We start from the raw sequence: 17,327 nt of genomic DNA on the forward strand, positions 1-17,327 counted from the left end.
CGCTGGAGGATAGCGGCGCACATCAACACTCCCTTATGTCACGCCTTCGGTTGCCGCCACCGCACGCTCGACGGCGCTGAAGGTGATACGCTCCTGCTCTAGTCGCACCCGCTCGCCCAAGCGGTCTGCGTGCAGTTCCTCGAACAGTGCCTGCTCGTCGGCGGTAAGCCGGGTGGGGTGGCCGGTGTAGCGCTTGTCCTCGGGCTCCTGGCCCCATAGAGGTTGGTGGGCCATCAGGGTGGCGCGGTCCATCAACAGGGAGCGCGCATGGGGCAGGCCGGCACGCAGGCGGTTGAGGATGCCGAAGCCGTGGGTATCGATGTCGCCCCAGTACCAGATGGCGGTATCGTGCAGCCAGGGGATCTCTCTCAGCCGCTCCAGGCCATAGCCCAGCCCGAAGATCACCAGGCTACCGGCGGCGTCGGGGAAGGCCAGGCCATTGGTGCGGTTCTCGGTGATGAACACGCGCCGCACCGGCAGGTTCAGCCCGGCGAACTCCTCCGGCGGAACCGCGATATCGCGCATACCGTGGATGGCCAGCGCCTGGTCGAGTAGGCGAAAGCGGGTCTGTGGCGCTTCCGTGCGCAGGCCATAGCGACGCGCGAAGCCCTTGACGCCGCTGGCATCGCGCTGGATGGCGGTCGCCGGTAGCACCACATCCAGCAGCTCGACGAGCAGGCTCCGGCGAGTTTCGATGAACTTGGTGTCGACGCCGGGGATATCCAATTGGCGCAGGTAGAGCCCCGGCCGCGGATTGGCCAGGAACCACGCCAACACGGCCAGCAGGCGTGGCCAGTCGTCGGCGTGGCGTAGCACGCTGAGGGGGCGGCGCGCTATCCAATCCCGCAGCTCGGGATGGTGGTGGAGCAGGGTGTCGGCCAGGGCCTGGAAGCGCTGGGCATCCTGTTGGCGACCAATCAGGCGCAGCGCCTGGGCCTCATCGGGGATCACCGCTGCCACCGGAATGGCGTTGCTGCCGTGGACCCGGTTGTTGACCTGCTGCCAGCGCAGGTCGTAGCCGTAGCCGCGTCTCTCCTGGCTCTGCTCCCTCAGCTCGTTCACCCAGTCCATCACCGCGCCAAAGCGCTCGGTAATATCACGTGCGCTGGGGCGGCGCAGGCGGATCTCCAGGGGGAACAGCGATTCGCCGGACATCCGGGCGGCGAGAAGGCGGCCGCTGTCCCAGGCCTTTTCCAGTTGCGCGCGGATGGTGGCGGGGGTACTCCAGCTCATGACGCGCTTATCATGTTGCGGGCGGCGCGCTCGGCGCGATACTCCTCGATGCTGAGGTTGCGCACCATGGAGTGCTGGCCGCCGTCGTTGTGCACATAGCCCACGTTGGCCACAAAGGGCTCGATGATATGGATTTTCTGCAGCGGAGTGATGATCAGCAACTGCAGATTGAGCCGCTGGAACAGCTCCAGGCCGTAGCGCGCGGATTCGTCGGAGCCGCGGCCGAAGGCTTCATCGATGACCACGAAGCGGAATGAACGTGAACTTTGCCCGCCCGTTTCGAGGCCGAACTGGTAGGCCAGGCTGGCGGCCAGCACCGTGTAGGCGAGCTTTTCCTTCTGGCCACCGGATTTGCCGCCGGCATCGGTATAGTGCTCGTGCTCGGCGTCGTCCTCTCGCCAGCGTTCCGAGGCGGAGAAGACGAACCAGTTGCGCACATCGGTGACCTTGCGTGTCCAGCGTTTGTCGGGCTCGGTCTGGCCCTCCCGCCCGCGCAGGCGCTCGATGATGGCTTTGACCTGCAGGAATTTGGCTTCGGAGTACTCCTCGGTTTCCGAGCCGGTCAGCGCCCCTTCGGTGCAGGCGCGCAGCGACTCGCGGAACTCGCGTACCTCGGGGTCCGGGGTCGGTTCGGCCTGCAGGCGGATATAGCGGTTGGGGTTGTAGTCGATGGCGTGCAGCGAGCGGTTGATAGTATCGATGCGTTCGCGGATCAGCTCGCGCTCCTGGTTGAGCTTGGCCTGGAAGCCGGCCACCTCGCGGATGGTGTTCTCCTTGAGCAGCTTGCGGAAGTCGGCTTCGAAGCGCGGCAGGTCGTCACCGACCAGCTGCTCGAGCATGCCGCGGTATTCGTCGCCGGAGGCGATGCTGACATCCACCTCGCGGGTCTCCAGTGGCCACTCGGTCTGGTAGCTACGCATGGCGTCGATGATGCGTTCGCCGAGGCGCTTGAGGCGTTTCTCCTCGGCGTCGATGCGCCCCTGAAGCCAAGTGCGCATCTCCCGCTCGGCATTGTCGCAGGACTCCACGGTCAGGCGCCGCTCGGGCAGGGCCTCGGGGCGTAGCGCGTCGAGGCGGGGAAAGTCGCTTTCGCGCACCGTGGCAGCGGTACGCTCCACCAGGGCTTCGGCCTCGGCCTGGGCCTCACCGGCCTGATCGTACTTGAGCCGTGCAGTGGCGCGTTCGTCGCGCAGCCCGGTCAGGCGCGCGTCCTGCTCCTTGAGCTCTGCTTCCAAGTCGCCGAGCTGCTGCTGGAGCAGGCGCAACGTATCCGAGGTCGCCTCGAGCGACTGGCGCTCCTCCTCGAGTCGCTGGATGAGCAGCGTCGGGGTGTGCCAGTCAAGCTCCTGAAAGTGGCGGTAGACATCGATCCGGTGGAGCAGGGTGCCGCGGGTTTCCAGTTGCTTCTGGATCTCCTGGGCCTGGCTCAGGGTGTCGGCCAGATGCTGTAGCCGTTGCTGCAGCTGATACTGCTGCTGTTCCAGGGCGGCGATCTTGGCCTCGTTGCTCCAGCCCAGCACGTAGCGAGCGCGGTCATTGATGGCGTGGCGGTCGTCCTTCTCGTGTCGCTCGCCTTTGGCCTTGATCTGGCCGCTACGGGTGATGGCGCGTTGCTCGCGGCGCAACTGCGCCAGGTCGCGGCAGCAGGCGTAGTCGAAGCGGCGGGCGAGCTCCTGTTCCAGCCAGGCGTAGAAGTCGGAGTCTGGCCGTACGGCGAGCTTGCGCACCAGGGAGTCCGGGTGCAGCTGCGGCAGGCCGGCGCCTTTCGGCTCGCGCACCCGGTAGTAGACCAGGCGTCCACGCAGGTGGGTGCGGTCCACCCACTCGGCGACCTCCTGATAGTGTGCATCCGGCACCAGCAGCGACAGGCCGAAATTGTGCAGCACGCGCTCGATGGCGCCCTCCCAGTCGCGCTCTTCATCACGCACCTGGATCAACTCACCGGCAAAGGGCAGCGACTCCACTGACAGCCCGGTGCTCTCGCACAGCCGCTCACGCAATGCCAGCATGGCGGCAGGGATGTTGGAGCGACGCTGGCGTAGGGAGTTCAGCTCGCGCTCGACCTCCTCGACACCCTCGCGGCCATCGCGGAAGGCGACCGCCGCCTCGGTTACCGCGTTCTGGGCCTCGGCCTTGCGGTCCTCCAGGGTCTCGAGGGCGTGTTCCACCCGCTGGCGGTTCTCCACAAACACCGCCTCGTCGCCCAGTGGGTCCAGCGCCAGGCGCTGGGTAAGCGTTTGGTACTCCTCGGCCCGCCGGCGGCGCTCATCGGCCCGCTCGCCCTGATCCTTGATCTGTCGCTTGAGTTGCTCCAGGCGGTCGCCGCCGTTGTCGGCAATGGCCTGCTTCAGCTCGTCGCGCTTGGCCTGGTTGTGCTGTTGCTCGCTGGCCAGCGCCTCAATACGCGAGGCCAGCCGTTCCAGCTCCCGCTCCAGCTTCTCCCGCCGCTGCTCAAGCAACTGTGCCTTGATCCCGGCGAACCAGGGTTGTAGCGCCTCGCGGCAGGCGGTGAGCTCCCGGGCCTGGTCGCTGGCCTCGGCGTAGCGGTCCAGGTTGTCGACCATCGGCTGCAGGGCGTTGATCTGCGCTTTCGCCTTGAGCACCGCCTGGTGGGCGCGGTCAAGGTCCTCGAAGTGACGGATCAGCGCGTCGATGCGCTCCTCCACCGCGAAGGCCTCCAGCATATGCCCACGCACGAACTCGGTGAGATTGCCGACCGATTTCATCGAGACCGTTTGGTTGAACAGCTCCAGTGCCTGCTCGCTGTCGAGACCAAAGCGCCGGCGGAACGCCGCCCCATAGGGCGGGAAGTGGTCGAACAGCTCCACCTGGGGCAGCTGGCGCAGGCGTTTGCGCAGGGCGTTGAGGTCGCTGCCGAAGTTGGCGAAGTCCTCGGTGATGGTCAGCGGTCGGTCGGCGACCACATAGCTGCGAGCGGGTTGCCCTTGGCTGTCGCGCAGCCAGAACAGCTGGGCCAGGGTGACATGCTGGTCGTAGCCGGCATGGTAGAACTGCGCGAGAATCACCGAGTAGCTATTGAAGTCGCGCAGGGCAACGGGCTTGGCGGCCAGGGCGCCGTCGCTGCGCTCGGTCTTATAGTAGCCAAGCACGTAGGAGCGCAGGCTACGCTCGCGCTGTTCGGCGCCGGCGGCCTTGTTGTAGGTGATGCGCTGGGCGGGTACCAGCAGGGTGGTGATGGCGTCTACCAGCGTCGACTTGCCGGAGCCGATGTCGCCGGTGAGCAGGCTGGTCTCGCCATTCGGTGCCAGGTGCCAGACTCGCTGATGAAAGGTCCCCCAGTTGTAGACCTCCAGGCGCTGGAGCCGAAACCCGGTGTGCGAGTCGCCGCCGGCGAAGTCGAACAGCGCGTTCTGCGGGTTATCCGTCATCGTCGTTATCCAGGTGCTGGCGGTAGTCTGCCAGGCGTTGGTCGAACTCGGCGAGCCACTGGGCGTCGACGAAGGCGGCGAGAATGCGGCGCACCTCGAAGCGCTCCTCCTGACCGCGCAGCCGGCGCAGGAACCCCAGCTCCACGACACGCTTGATATGGCCGTCCATGCGGTTCATCAGGCGCACTTCGTCACCGGTTTCGGGCAGGAACAGGCGCACCATGTCGGTGATCTGCTCGCGGGAGAGAATCAGCCGCGGATCGCCGCCGGTGGCGTCATGCTCGGCCAGCTTCTTGCGCAGCAGTGCCAGCAGCAGGCTGACCGGATAGCTGAGCTGGCGGCGTGGTACCAGGCGGGGCAGCTCCTCCTCGCCCTCCTCGGTCGGGCGCTGGCGCAAATAGGCGTAGCCCTCGGCTTCGTCCAGGATCAGCTCCAGCCCGAATACACCGGCATGGTCGCGTACTTGCGCCTGGAGTCGCAACAGATCCTGCCACGCTCCGGCCTGGTCATCGCGGTAGAGGACGCCTTTGAACAGCAGGATCAACACCGGAGACAGCGCCGGTTCGCGCTCGTTGGGTGGGGTGCCGGTCTCGTTCATGGGTGGGCTCCCTGGTGGCCACTAACGAAGATCACCGCGGGCAGGGTGGCGCGGCGCTGCTGGCCCTGGTCATCGGTCCAATACACGACCTGCTCCTGCGTTTCATCGACGAGGCCCAGTCCCTCCCCGGTGGCCAGGCTCAGCCAGGTCACTAGTTCCGCCAGTCCCTGCTCCAGTGGATGCCGCTGCAGCAGCGCCTCCAGGCTGATCTGGCGCTGGGTCTGCAGCGCCTGGCGTAGCCGGGCCCGCAGCCGCTCCTTGTCCACGTAGACTTGCTCGAATAGCGGGTCGGCGGCGATGTCCGCGGTTCCCTCCTCGAGCGGCGCCTGTTCGATATGTGGCTTGATGGGAGGGCTGAACAGCGGCCGATCCATGGCCAACTGGACGTCGGGGGCGGGGGCCTCCACGGTCATGAAAGGGGTGGTTGGCAGGTTCTCGCGCACCGCCAGGGCGTGCTGCTCCAACCCACGCAGCAGATCCATGATACGCCGGTTCTCCAGCCAGGCCTGGTCGTCCAGGTAGCGTCGCAGCTGCTCGGAGAGCCGGGCCACGGTGCGCTGGGTCGCCTCTCCGGCGGTCAGCCAGTCGTAGTGGATGCGGCGCAGCCTCGGGTCGGGGTTCAGCTCGGCGACCGGCTCCAGCGCCAGGATCGTCTCCAGCAGTTCGGTGAGCTCCTGCTGGCGGTCGGCAGACATCAGGAAGTCCCAGAAGGCACGAAAGCTGCGGCCCTGGTCGGAGTCTGTAATGGCATCACGCTGGCCCAGTACCTCCTCCAGTATCGCGGCCTTGCCGCCCTCCCAGGTGGCGATTCGTTCGCGTACCTGGCGATCCAGGTCACGAAAATTCTGCTCCACCTGGCGGAAGTCGGCCAGTAGCGCCCGAGCCGTGTCGGTGGCCTGAAGAAAGCGCTCGCGTAGTCGCGTGGGATCCATGAACGCCATATGGCCGGCACGAATCTCCTCGATCTCTGCGTCAATGGCGGCGCGGCGGCGGCTCAGTTCCGTGATGCGCGTCTCGGGATCCGTTTCGCTGTTCTGGGAAATGTCACGCAGCAGGTCGAAGACCAGCTTCAATCGCGACTCCGCCCCCACGAAGGTGCGCTGCTCGAGCCCGGCCAGCCACTGAATGGCTTGCTCGACGGCAGGTATCAGGTCGTAATGCGGCTCGTCCGAGTCGGCGGGAAAATAACGTCGCAGCCAGCCGCGTTCATCGCTGGCCCAGTCATTCAGATACTCCCGCGCGGGCTTGGGGAAGTGCCCTTCGCCCAGCCCCTGGCGAAGGTGGAACAGAAAGTCTTCCAGCCTTGCCGCCAGCTCCTGCTCCGGCAGGCTGCGCACATTGGGCTCGATAAAACTGCGATGCACGAAGGCAATGATCAGCGGCGCGTGGTCGGCCAGCAGCAGCCGCCAAGCGGGATGGTACTTACGTAGACTGGTGAGATAGTCGTAGTCCATGCGGCTGGATTATGCCTGACGACTAGCGGCACTTACCAACCCAGCCAACCACGCAGCCGCTGGCGAGGAGATGAGGAGGCGGCGCTGGTGCGCTGGGTGCTACTCGAGAGTTGTGCCGTGGCTTCCTTGAGCGGTGTCATGATCGCCGACAGATGGTGCTGGCAGAGTTGCCGGTTGAGGGCCGCGGGGCACTGTGCCATCAGCAGACCGCAGTGGTAAATCGCAGTATCCAGCGGCTGGTTGACCTCTTTGAAGGGCGCCGCCTCCTGACGGCAGCGCTGCAGCTCACCCAGCAGCATGCGCAGCGTTTGAGCATCCAGCCAGCAGGGCGTGTCGTCTCTTTTGGGTGAGGTAGCCACCGAGTTCTGGATCGCCTGGAAGGAGACGTGCAGGAAAACGCATGTGTAGTACAGCTGGGAGCGTTCCGCGGTCATAGGGCACCATAGAGCATCTCAATGAGATTGATTTGCATTCTGGTGCTTGGTAGCGATTATGTCAAATGCCGAAGCGAGCTACCCGGGCAGTCGTTGACACGCCGGAATATTTGAAAAAGAATAAGAATCATTTTTGAAAACAGCGTGGAGCCGCGCATGGCGACATACCGGCCGGTCGCCCCCCAGGCGTATCACACCGGTTGCCGGGCCTCTCTCGGCCAGCTCTATTACCACCACCAGCCCTGGCTGCAGCGCTTGCTGTGCCGGCGGCTGGGCTGTGATGCTGCTGCTGCCGACCTGGCCCAGGATGCCTTTGTGCGGCTGATGAGAACCCCGCGCAGTTTCGACTGCGACGAGGGCGTGAGGGCCTACCTCAGCCGCATGGCCAAAGGTCTGTGCGTTGACCACTGGCGCCGGCTCGACATCGAGCGAGCCTGGCAGGAATCCATCGCCGCCTGTGCCGATGCCGGCCTGCCCTCCGTCGAGCACCAGCAGATCGTCATCGAAACCCTATGCGAGATCGACCGCATGCTCTCTCGGCTACCGGAGAAGGTGGCGACGGCGTTCCTGGGCTCTCAGCTGCAGGGTAAGCCTTACCGGCAGATTGCTGAGGAGTTGGGCGTTTCCGAGCGTATGGTCAAGAAGTACATGGCCCAGGCCATGCTGCAGTGCGCGCTGATCGAAGCCGGGTTCGAGGCCAGCCTCTAGCATGGCGGGGGATGCCCACAGCACTGACGAAGCGGCGCAGCGGCAGGCGCTGAGTGAGGCCGCCGAGTGGTTTGCCGAATGGCAGGCGGGCGGGCTCGCTCCCACTCAGCGTGAGCGCTGGCAGGCGTGGTGGGAAGCCAGCAACGCCCACCGCTGGGCGTGGCAGCAAGTGGAGAGCGTGAGTCGGCGCTTTAGCAATGAGCTCGGCGAGTCGGATCGACAGCATGCCACCCAGGTGATTGGCCAGGCTCGCCAGCGGCGGCGGGGCCGGCGCCAACTGCTGGGCGGCTTGGCTAGCCTGGCCATGGTGGCCGTGCTGGTGGGGATTCTATGGCAATCGACGCCGCTAACCCAATGGGGGGCCCGTTGGGGTGCCGATTATCGCACCGCCACGGGTGAGATCACCCGCATCGTGCTGGAGGACGGCACCCAAGTGTGGCTGAACAGCGCCTCGGCTCTCGACGTCGACTACGACCCAGAGCGGCGGCGGTTGGTGCTGGTGGCCGGCGAGGTGTTGGTGGTCACCGGGGAGGATCCGGTGCGGCCGCTGTATCTCGATACCCGCAGTGCACGGCTCACCCCACTGGGCACCCGTTTTAGCGCTCGTGAACGGCCAGACGACGAGCTGTTGACGGTGTTCGAAGGCGCCGTGGAGATTCGCACCGGCGACCAGGCAGGGCAGCAGCAGGTGGTCGAAGCTGGCCAGCAGGCCAGCTACTCCAGTGCAGGCATTGCGCCGCCGGATGCCGCCCAAGGCGCCCGGGAGGCCTGGGCCAGCGGCATTCTACTGGCCGAAAATCTCACCCTGTCGGCCTTCGCCGAGGAGCTTGGTCACCACCATTGGGGCAGGATTCAGGTCGACCCCGCCGTCGCCGACCTGACCTTGCTGGGAGCCTACCCCCTCCACGACCTGGAGCGCACCCTGAGGATGATGGAAAGCGCGCTGCCGGTGCAGGCGCATCGCGTCGTGCCGGGTTGGATCAGGATCGAGGCTGGCGCAAAGGCAAGCGAGTAAAAACTTTGCTCTGCCCGGTTCCCCTTTTTTCGGCTGGTTCGATTCCTGAGTACAAGCTCACGAAAACAGCCACCAGGGGAACCGATCCATATGACCTACAAGCCCTCCTCGATTCAACCGCCTCTGCGCGCTCGCCGGCGCATGCTGGCAATGGCCATTCACCTTGCCGCGGCGGGGCTGGTGGCTATACCCATGACAGCGCTGGCTCAGCAAACGAGCCAGCAGCAAGTGCAGCAATACGACATTCCCCCCGGCCCGGTCAGCAGCGCACTCAACCGCTTTGCGGCCCAGGCCAGCATCTATATCAGCGGCGCCGGCGCGCTGGGGGAAGGGCGCCAAAGCCCAGGGCTTCAGGGCCAGTATGGAGTGGACGAGGGGCTGCAGCGGCTGCTGGCGGGCACTGGACTTGCCGCGGTGCGGCAGGGTGATGGGGGCTATCGGCTGGATTACATCAATAGGCAAGTTGACCAGAGCCTGGAAACGGTATCCGTCTACGGCACCCTTCCGGCCCGCTATGAAGCCCGCTACGCGGACTCCTCGGTGCGTCTTCCTAAAGATATTATTGATGTGCCGCGATCCATCGACGTCATTCCTGAGCAGTTCTTGCTCGATCAGCAGGCTCGAGAAATGGCTGATGCCTTTCGCCTATCACCCAATGTGGTTGTGGCTGATGGCTATGGTGGCACCCGGGAGCACTCATTGATTCGCGGCTTCAACCGCAACGATAACTTCTATCGTAATGGCGTTCCTTTTAGCCATGAGAGCCGTATTGATCCAGCCACTATTGATAACATTCAGCTAATCAAAGGGCCAGTTGCCGATATCGGCCGTATGTCACCAGGCGGCATCGTCAATATAGAAACCAAACAGCCGCAGTTCCAGCGCGAACATTCCATTTCGACAACCTTCGATGAGCATGGGCAACGACGTGGAACCATCGATCTCACGGGCCCCGTCGGTGAGAGCCAAAACTTGGCCTATCGGATCACGGGCTCGCTTGAGGACAGCGAGACATTTCGTGATACCAACGTTGACCGGCAGTTTTTGTCTTCTGCGCTCCTCTGGCAAGCTGATTCCGGTGCAAGCGTAGGCTTCAATCATGAGTATTCTAAAGATCGCCGAGAAATAGATAGAGGATTAATTACGGTACCAATGGGGGATTTGCGACGCCGACTAGCGGATGTTCCTTTTGATACTCGCTTCGATGGAAATATTCCCAATGAGCGCAACAGTGAATATCATCTTGCTGAGCTTGACGTTGTCATTCCGTTGGCAGATTCAGCCTGGGAAATCGACAACAAGCTCTTTTACTCGAGAGAAACGGGAGAAGACCTTCGTGCCGAAGTCATTTCTGTTGGAGCGGATGTTAGCAGCGAGCTTACTGAAGATACGCTAATTCGACGTGTCGGTGCCAACCAGAACAGTGTGCGCACATACAAATTTGCCCGCTCACAGTTGATTGGTGCAATCGATACGGCGATCCCCATTCGTGTGGCAGCGGGAGTTGAGTACCGAGAATTCAGCCATGAGTGGCGCAACTTAACCGGCGCCCCTCAAATTGGTGGTTCCGTCTCATCACCGAATTCTTTTACTCTTATCAATGATCTTGGCTCGCCCAGTAGCGACCAATTTTACGACGTTAGTCAAAAATCACATGGTATGTTTTCGTCTACCGAGTTCTCGCTAACGGACACAGTGACGCTTGACCTTGGGCTTAGATATGAAATATCTGAGAACAACTATCATAACGACAATTATTTAACAGGCTCGTCGACTGATATTGACTCAGGGAGTAGCAGTAAGTTGACAAAAGGTCTCGGGCTGGTTTGGGAGACCACGCCGGGATTGAATCTATACCTCAGCTACGCAGACACCTTCGAGCCTCAAAATATATATGTAGGAAGTCAAGAGGTATTCGAACAGGATCCCAGCGAAGGTCGGCAGGTTGAAGCAGGTGTGAAGTGGAGTTCTGCCGATAACCGTTACTTTATTACTGGTGCAGTCTTTGATCTTCGTGAAGACAATGTGGTTGAAACTATCAACGGAGAACCGGTGCCAACCGGTGGCATTACGTCTAAAGGCGCGGAATTTTCCATAGCCGCTAATCCGGTCGATGGCTTCAACCTGCGTGGCGCCGTTGGCCTGCTTGATGCCAAGATCGTTAGCGACAACGAAGCAACGAACGGTAATCAACCGCGTAACGTCCCTGATACGACAGCCAGTCTCTGGGCGAGCTACGAATTCCGGAACCCAGCGAGTGCGCTTAGGGGATTAGGTATAGGCAGTGGCATTACTTATGCCAGCAACCGCTATGGCGATAATGGCCATAGAAACAACCTTGGTGAAGCTCTCTATGGTTTTGAGCTTGGTGACTATACCGTTGTTGATGCTGGGCTCTGGTACTACCTCCCTGTTGGTAACGGCGACCGCTTGCGTTTTGACCTGGGTGTCAAGAACGTGACCGATGAAGAATATATTGTTGCTTCCGGTGGTAACACACGAATCAGTGTTGGCGACCCGCGAACATTCTATAGCGGCATACGCTTTGAGTTTTGATTGAACCCGCGACATGCTCAAGCTATAAGCGCACAAAATAGAGGAAAGGGGAGGGTCCCTTTCCTCTTTACTATCAATATTCACCGTGGTTTTATTTAAAAGTGATTTTCATGCCATGTTCCACTGTTTCCGCTAGGCTATTATTTAATGGTGTCGTGGTGGTGGCCATCATTACTGCTTTAACGCTGCCTGCTAAAAGTCTCGCGTCTTCGAATGCCTCATCCATTGCCGCACTTGATATCCGCATCGTCGAATCACTGTTGGCAATGAATGTAGTGCCTAAAGCACTCACGGGGTCTCAAACTCAAAATTTCTCTGCCGCCATGTTGTCGGATGCTACCGAGCTTGGCCTACTCTTCCAACCCAACCTGGAGCTTCTTAGCCTACTTTCACCCCGGCAGATTTTGATGTCACCAAATTTGACACAAATTACTGATAAATTATCTGGCATCGCGACGACGGTGAGCCTAACACCCTATGATAATGAAATAGGGATAGACCCCTGGCACCGACTAACCGACTTTACTCGTCAGCTAGGTAAGTACATCGGTGAGAAGAATTCCGCAGAAAACTTAGTACGCGAAAGCGAGCACCGTCTCCAGATATTGCGTGATAGGCTCCCCAGTGAACAGCCCCCCCTTTTAATCATTCGTTTGATGGATCATAACCATGCTCGGGTCTTTGGTAGCAACAGCATGTTTCAAGGTATCTTGGAACAGCTGGAGTTGACCAATGCTTGGAAAGGGCAGAACAATTACTTGGGCTTTACGACCGCCAGCCTTGACGCTTTGATAGATATAGACGCCCGCTTAGTCATCTTAGAAAGCCCATTCGCTAATAGCCCCGTTCGTGAACAGTTTTTCGCACAGGGTATTTGGAAGCATCTGCGCAGCTTGCAACGTGGTGATGAGATCTATCTGCCAGCTAATTTTATTCACTTTGGGGCTCTACCTTCTGCCCTAAGCTTCGCCGACCTGCTGGTCGAAGCCCTTGATGTGAGCAGTGATCATTGAGAACAGTATGATCGAATTATTGACGCCCATCTTCCGAGGAGAGTGGGCCCACTTCGGTGAAGGCCTGATCTGTAGGGAGGCTGTGGGGAATAACGCTTACCTGCTAGCCGACTTGCTCAATGAGCCGGAGAAGATCGACGAGATTCTGGTAAGGCGCGCTCGTTTTTATGGTGTTGACGATTTGCGACCAGTGGCATCGATCTGGTTACTGAAATACGTCACTCTTCTTGTTCCTCCTGTCGCCGTCGCGGCAACGGTGCTGCAGCATGGCTTCCCCGTCAGACCGCAGGATATATCGGTAATCTTGGATGAAGATGCCACACCAGTTACCTTCACCATTCCCCAGCTCGGCGAAAGTATTGCTGGCCTTGGCACCCAGCAACGTTATGCCCCTCTAATCAAGGAGCATCTGCAACCGTTGATTGCCTACCTCTCCTCGCACTCTGGCGTGCCGTCCAAAATTTTGTGGGGGAATGTTTCGCGGCGCTTGGAGACGATACTTACCCTTGCCCAACAACTAAACACACTGCCTCCCGAGACTACCCAGCGTGCTGCCAGCGATAGAGAGTTCCTGCTAGAGCGCCGCACCTGGCCCGACAACGAACGCAATCCGATGTTCGGCTCTAAACGGCAAGCAGCAAGGGTGACAGAGAATGGAGTAGTGCCGGTGCGGCTTCATCGCCACTGCTGCCTTGATTATCGCTTGCCAGAAGGTAGTTATTGCGGGCTATGCCCACTGTCACCTGAATTTCGCAAGCGAAAAAAACGGGTGCCTTGATCAACGGGGTCCCGATCACTGGCAAGGGCTTGTATCCTCCTGGGTCTCACAATATGATGACAATCATTATCATTTGCATAATGCTGAGGCCAGAAGGTCGCCATGTCGTCTGGGAACTACCCACTGCGCGAGCAGGTGCATACCCTGTATTCGGAACATCACCGCTGGCTGCTTGGCTGGCTGCGTAGTCGCTTGGGCTGTTCGCAGCAGGCGGCGGATTTCGCTCAGGATACCTTTGTTCGCATCCTGGGGCGTGACGACGCTGAACGCCAGGTTGAGGCTATCCGTGAGCCACGTAGCTTCCTGGCGACCATCGCCAATCGGGTCCTGATCGATTACTTCCGCCGCCACGCGTTGGAAAAAGCCTACCGGGAAAGCCTGGCCCAGCAGCCGGAACCGGTTGCCATTTCGCCAGAAGAGCAGGCCATCGTGCTGGAAGCGCTGCACGAACTGGATGCCATGCTCAGCGGTCTGGGTAGCAAAGTACGCCGTGCCTTCTTGTTGTCCCAGTTACAAGGCATGCGCTACGCGGATATTGCCCGTGAGTTGGGCGTATCGCTCAGTTCGGTCAAGAAATACATGGCCAAGGCCACCGAGTCTTGTTTGCTCTATGCGCTGGAAGCGGAACTGTAACGTTGACTGCTACAGCCCCCGATGAACTGACCCAGGCTCGGCGGGAGGCGCTACAAGCGGCTGCTCAGTGGTATGCGCGCCTGTGTTCGGAAGAGGCCGGTCCAGAAGATGAGCAGGCCCTGCGGCAGTGGTTAGGCAGCGATCCAATGCATCAGTGGGCCTGGCAGCGGGTAGATCAACTGCAGGCCCGGCTGGGGCGAGTGCCGGGCCACCTGGCGCTGAATACATTGGAGCGTGCCGAGCAGCACGTCAGTATGAGCCGTCGCGGCGTGTTGAAAGGGCTGGCATTGCTGTTGGGCACGGGGACTCTTGGCGTGGCTGCCTACCGCCATGCCCCGGTGGAGCACTGGCTGGCGGACCACCATACCGCTACTGGCGAGATCAAACAGCTGACGCTAGACGATGGCACCACTCTGATACTCAACACCGCCTCGGCCGTGGATATCCATTTTGACGTCAACGAGCGCCTGGTGGTGTTGCGCGAGGGCGAGATCATGGTGACCACCGGTAGTGAGAGTAGTGAGGACCCGCGTCCTTTTATTGTGCAAACGCCCCAGGGGAGGGTGCACGCCCTGGGCACGCGGTTCTCGGTGCGAATGCTGGAAGCGGAAACGCAGGTCGCTGTGTTCGAGCACGGTGTGGAAGTGACGACTCGCGCGGGGGCACAAAGCCTATGTGCTGCCGGCCAGCAGCTCGCGTTTACTGCCGACGCTACGTCTCCCCCGACGAGCCTGGTGCCTACGGATGACGCCTGGACTCGCCAGATGCTGGTGGTGCAAGACATGCGCCTGGATGCGTTTATCGCCGATCTGAGCCGCTTTCGAACGGGCGTTTTACGCTGCAGCCCCAGCGTGGCCCATTACCGCATCACCGGCGCTTTCAGGGTAGACGACACCGACCAGGCACTGCATGCGCTGACTAAGTCCTTCCCGGTATCGATCAATTCCCGCACGCGGTACTGGGTGGTGGTGGACGAGAAAAAATAATTTTTGCCAATGGCGGTACTTTTTTGTCCCCCGTTCGACCCACTGGTGAAGAACGCACTCTTTTGCTGCCCACCAGAGGGGACTCCATGCACGATACGAAGCTAAAAAAATCACGGCTCACCCAGGCGATTGGCGGTGCAGTGCTGTGCTCAGGGCTGTTGCTGCCCGGCGCTCTGCTGCCGCTGATCGCTCATGCCGAGCAACGAGCCCAACAAAGTGCGCAGCATTTTGAAGTGCCGGCCGGCGACCTGGGCAACGCCCTTAGCCACTTTGCCGCCAATTCCGGCGTGGTCATCTACTTTGATGCCAGCCTGACCGAGGGTAAGCAGACTCGCGGGCTATCCGGCGATTACAGCGTGGAAGGAGGGTTGCGGGCACTACTTAGCGGTAGTGGGTTGTCTTTGGTCAAGGAAACCGATGGTAGCTATCGGTTGGAAGAGCGGCCGGCTGATATGGAGTTGTCGGTCGTAGAGGTATCGGCTGAGCGCTATAGGGGCGTGGCCACAGAAGGAACCGACTCCTACACCTCTAACCGGGTAGCGATTGGCAAGCATGAGCAGTCGCTTCGGGAGATTCCCCAGTCTATTAGCGTGATCACCCGCCAGCGCATGGATGATCAGGGCATGACCTCGCTGATTGATGCCATGGAGCGTACAACGGGGGTTCACACGACACACTTTGGCGGCGATACCGCTACTTTCAGCTCGCGAGGCTACCAGATGGGTACGCTGCTACTGGATGGTAGCCCTGTGAGCGGGGGTATTGGCTACACTGATAGCAGTGCTTTCGACACGGCCTTGTTTGATCGAATCGAAGTCCTGAGGGGGCCGACAGGTATCCTGCAGGGAGCGGGAGAGCCCAGCGGTACTATCAATATGGTGCGTAAGCGCGCGCAACGGGAGTTTGGTTTCAATACATCTCTGACGGCGGGTTCGTGGGATGCCTACCGTGGGGTTATAGATACCACGGGTGCCTTGAACAGCGATGGCAGTGTGCGCGGGCGGTTTGTTGCTGTTTATGATGACCGTGATTCATTCCTCGACCATGTTGAGCGCCAAAAAACGGTGGGCTATGGCACGCTTGAGATAGATGTAACAGATAATACTACTGTATCACTCGGCGCAATTTATCAATCCGGTAAATCCACTCCTTTTTTGGGCTTGCCGGCTTATGCAGACGGCAATCTCCTGGATGTTAGTCGTTCTACCTTCCTTGGCTCTACGTGGGATGAGAAAGATGAGCAGCTGGAGCGTTACTTCATAGAGCTTGAGCATGCTATGCAGAATGGGGCTAGCTTTGTTTTGAAGGCTAATAGTTTGCACCGTGATACCGATACCGTGCAGAGTAGCGCATCAACGAGTTTCGTTGATCCGGCCACCGGCACAGTGGAAGTTTGGCCATGGCGCCATCGTTCGGTGATAGATGACAGGTCTCTCGAGGCGATCTTTAGCACTCCTTTCGCATTTTTGGATGGAGAGGGCCGCGTAACGCTTGGCGCCAGCTATCAGCGTGGTGAAAACAAGCATCCTTGGTCTGGTGGTGAGCGTTTTAATAAAAGTGTATTTAATCCAGATAATAATTCCGAAGAGGTGGGGTTCGCGCTTACGCATCGAGAACCTACAGTGGATAAGCAAACCGGACTATACGCGCAAACGAGCCTTGAGATGAGTGAGCGAACAACGCTATTGATGGGGGGACGCTTGAGTTGGTGGAAGACGACCCCGGGAGGCAGCCCTGAAGATGAATTCAAAGTAAGTGATGAATTTACACCCTATGTGGGTGTTATTTACGGTATTACTCCCGATGTTTCGACGTATGCCAGTTATACCAATATTTTTCAGCCACAAAACGATCTGAGTGCAACCGGTGATGTGTTGGAACCTCGAACCGGCAATCAGGTTGAACTCGGCTTGAAAGGGGAGCACTTTGATGGGGAGCTCAACTGGCATACTGCCATTTTCCGTATTGATGATGAAAACCGTGCCATAAACGACCCAGAGGTGCCGGGCGCTTCGATTTCAGCTGGCAAGGCCCGTAGCCAAGGCTTCGAAGCGGAAATCAGTGGCACGTTGCTATCTCGATGGGATATTTCGGCGGGTTACGCTTACACCGCTACGGAACTCGTTCGCGATCCGGGCAATGAAGGGCTTTCCTTCTCTCCCGAAACCCCCAAGCATAGCTTTAATCTATGGTCCCGCTATCGCTTCTCTGAAATGCCTAATGAAGGATGGCGCATCGGCGCTGGCATAAAAGCAGTGAGTGGTGCCCATGCGAGGCGTGGTGATGTCGTTTGGGAGAAAGGTGGCTATACACTGCTTTCCGCACAAGTAGGCTACCGGCTCAATGAGAATCTTGATTTTTCACTTAATGGTAATAATTTGACTGATAAGAAATACTATTCGCGTGTTAGCGGTAATACTCGCAATAACTATTACGGTGATCCGAGAAATGTCATGTTGACGATGCGCTACAGTTATTGATTATTGAAAATCCAAGCAGGGCGCAGGCGCTCTGCTTGATGGTTTCATGT

General features: G+C 59.8%; 13 protein-coding genes. 8 read left to right on the forward strand and 5 right to left on the reverse strand.

Features of this window, described 5'->3' with window-relative positions; all coding sequences use genetic code 11:
* Positions 1-33: 33 nt before the first annotated feature.
* Genes CK498_RS19345 through CK498_RS19365 form a run of 5 tightly spaced genes read right to left on the reverse strand, consistent with a single transcriptional unit; the run spans position 34 to position 7,108 of the window.
* Complete coding sequence (locus CK498_RS19345) at positions 34-1,233, reverse strand: DUF3322 domain-containing protein (RefSeq protein WP_095622490.1); 1,200 nt, start codon at positions 1,231-1,233, stop codon at positions 34-36.
* On the reverse strand, positions 1,230-4,622 hold the full coding sequence (locus CK498_RS19350; protein ID WP_095622491.1) for an ATP-binding protein: 3,393 nt from the start codon (positions 4,620-4,622) through the stop codon (positions 1,230-1,232). Before CK498_RS19350 ends, CK498_RS19345 begins: the two co-directional genes overlap by 4 nt.
* Positions 4,612-5,220, reverse strand: coding sequence for a DUF4194 domain-containing protein (locus tag CK498_RS19355; RefSeq protein ID WP_095622492.1), 609 nt, complete (start codon positions 5,218-5,220; stop codon positions 4,612-4,614). The genes CK498_RS19350 and CK498_RS19355 overlap by 11 nt, the downstream gene beginning before the upstream one ends.
* On the reverse strand, positions 5,217-6,674 hold the full coding sequence (locus CK498_RS19360; RefSeq protein WP_095622493.1) for a DUF3375 domain-containing protein: 1,458 nt from the start codon (positions 6,672-6,674) through the stop codon (positions 5,217-5,219). The genes CK498_RS19355 and CK498_RS19360 overlap by 4 nt, the downstream gene beginning before the upstream one ends.
* 32 nt (positions 6,675-6,706) lie before the next feature.
* Positions 6,707-7,108, reverse strand: a complete 402-nt coding sequence (locus CK498_RS19365; protein WP_095622494.1) for a hypothetical protein — start codon at positions 7,106-7,108, stop codon at positions 6,707-6,709.
* 156 nt (positions 7,109-7,264) lie between these two features.
* Between CK498_RS19365 and CK498_RS19370 the strand changes: the two genes are divergently transcribed.
* From CK498_RS19370 to CK498_RS19405, 8 genes are all read left to right on the forward strand, one after another.
* Complete coding sequence (locus tag CK498_RS19370) at positions 7,265-7,816, forward strand: sigma-70 family RNA polymerase sigma factor (protein ID WP_095622495.1); 552 nt, start codon at positions 7,265-7,267, stop codon at positions 7,814-7,816.
* Position 7,817: 1 nt separating this feature from the next.
* Positions 7,818-8,831, forward strand: coding sequence for a FecR domain-containing protein (locus CK498_RS19375; RefSeq protein ID WP_095622496.1), 1,014 nt, complete (start codon positions 7,818-7,820; stop codon positions 8,829-8,831).
* A 90-nt stretch (positions 8,832-8,921) separates the two neighbouring features.
* Complete coding sequence (locus tag CK498_RS19380) at positions 8,922-11,387, forward strand: TonB-dependent siderophore receptor (protein ID WP_229359148.1); 2,466 nt, start codon at positions 8,922-8,924, stop codon at positions 11,385-11,387.
* 110 nt (positions 11,388-11,497) lie between these two features.
* Positions 11,498-12,400, forward strand: a complete 903-nt coding sequence (locus CK498_RS19385; RefSeq protein WP_095622497.1) for an ABC transporter substrate-binding protein — start codon at positions 11,498-11,500, stop codon at positions 12,398-12,400.
* 7 nt (positions 12,401-12,407) lie between these two features.
* Positions 12,408-13,178, forward strand: a complete 771-nt coding sequence (gene fhuF / locus CK498_RS19390) for a siderophore-iron reductase FhuF (RefSeq protein ID WP_095622498.1) — start codon at positions 12,408-12,410, stop codon at positions 13,176-13,178.
* Between the two features lie 102 nt (positions 13,179-13,280).
* Complete coding sequence (locus CK498_RS19395; protein ID WP_095622499.1) at positions 13,281-13,811, forward strand: sigma-70 family RNA polymerase sigma factor; 531 nt, start codon at positions 13,281-13,283, stop codon at positions 13,809-13,811.
* A gap of 2 nt (positions 13,812-13,813) precedes the next feature.
* A complete protein-coding gene (locus tag CK498_RS19400; protein ID WP_141246980.1) occupies positions 13,814-14,797 on the forward strand; it encodes a FecR domain-containing protein in 984 nt (327 codons plus the stop codon).
* An 86-nt stretch (positions 14,798-14,883) separates the two neighbouring features.
* Positions 14,884-17,277 (forward strand): TonB-dependent siderophore receptor, encoded by a 2,394-nt coding sequence (locus CK498_RS19405; protein WP_095622501.1) that lies wholly within the window; start codon positions 14,884-14,886, stop codon positions 17,275-17,277.
* Positions 17,278-17,327 lie beyond the last annotated feature (50 nt).

The organism is Halomonas salipaludis (genome assembly GCF_002286975.1).
Lineage (GTDB): Bacteria > Pseudomonadota > Gammaproteobacteria > Pseudomonadales > Halomonadaceae > Franzmannia > Franzmannia salipaludis.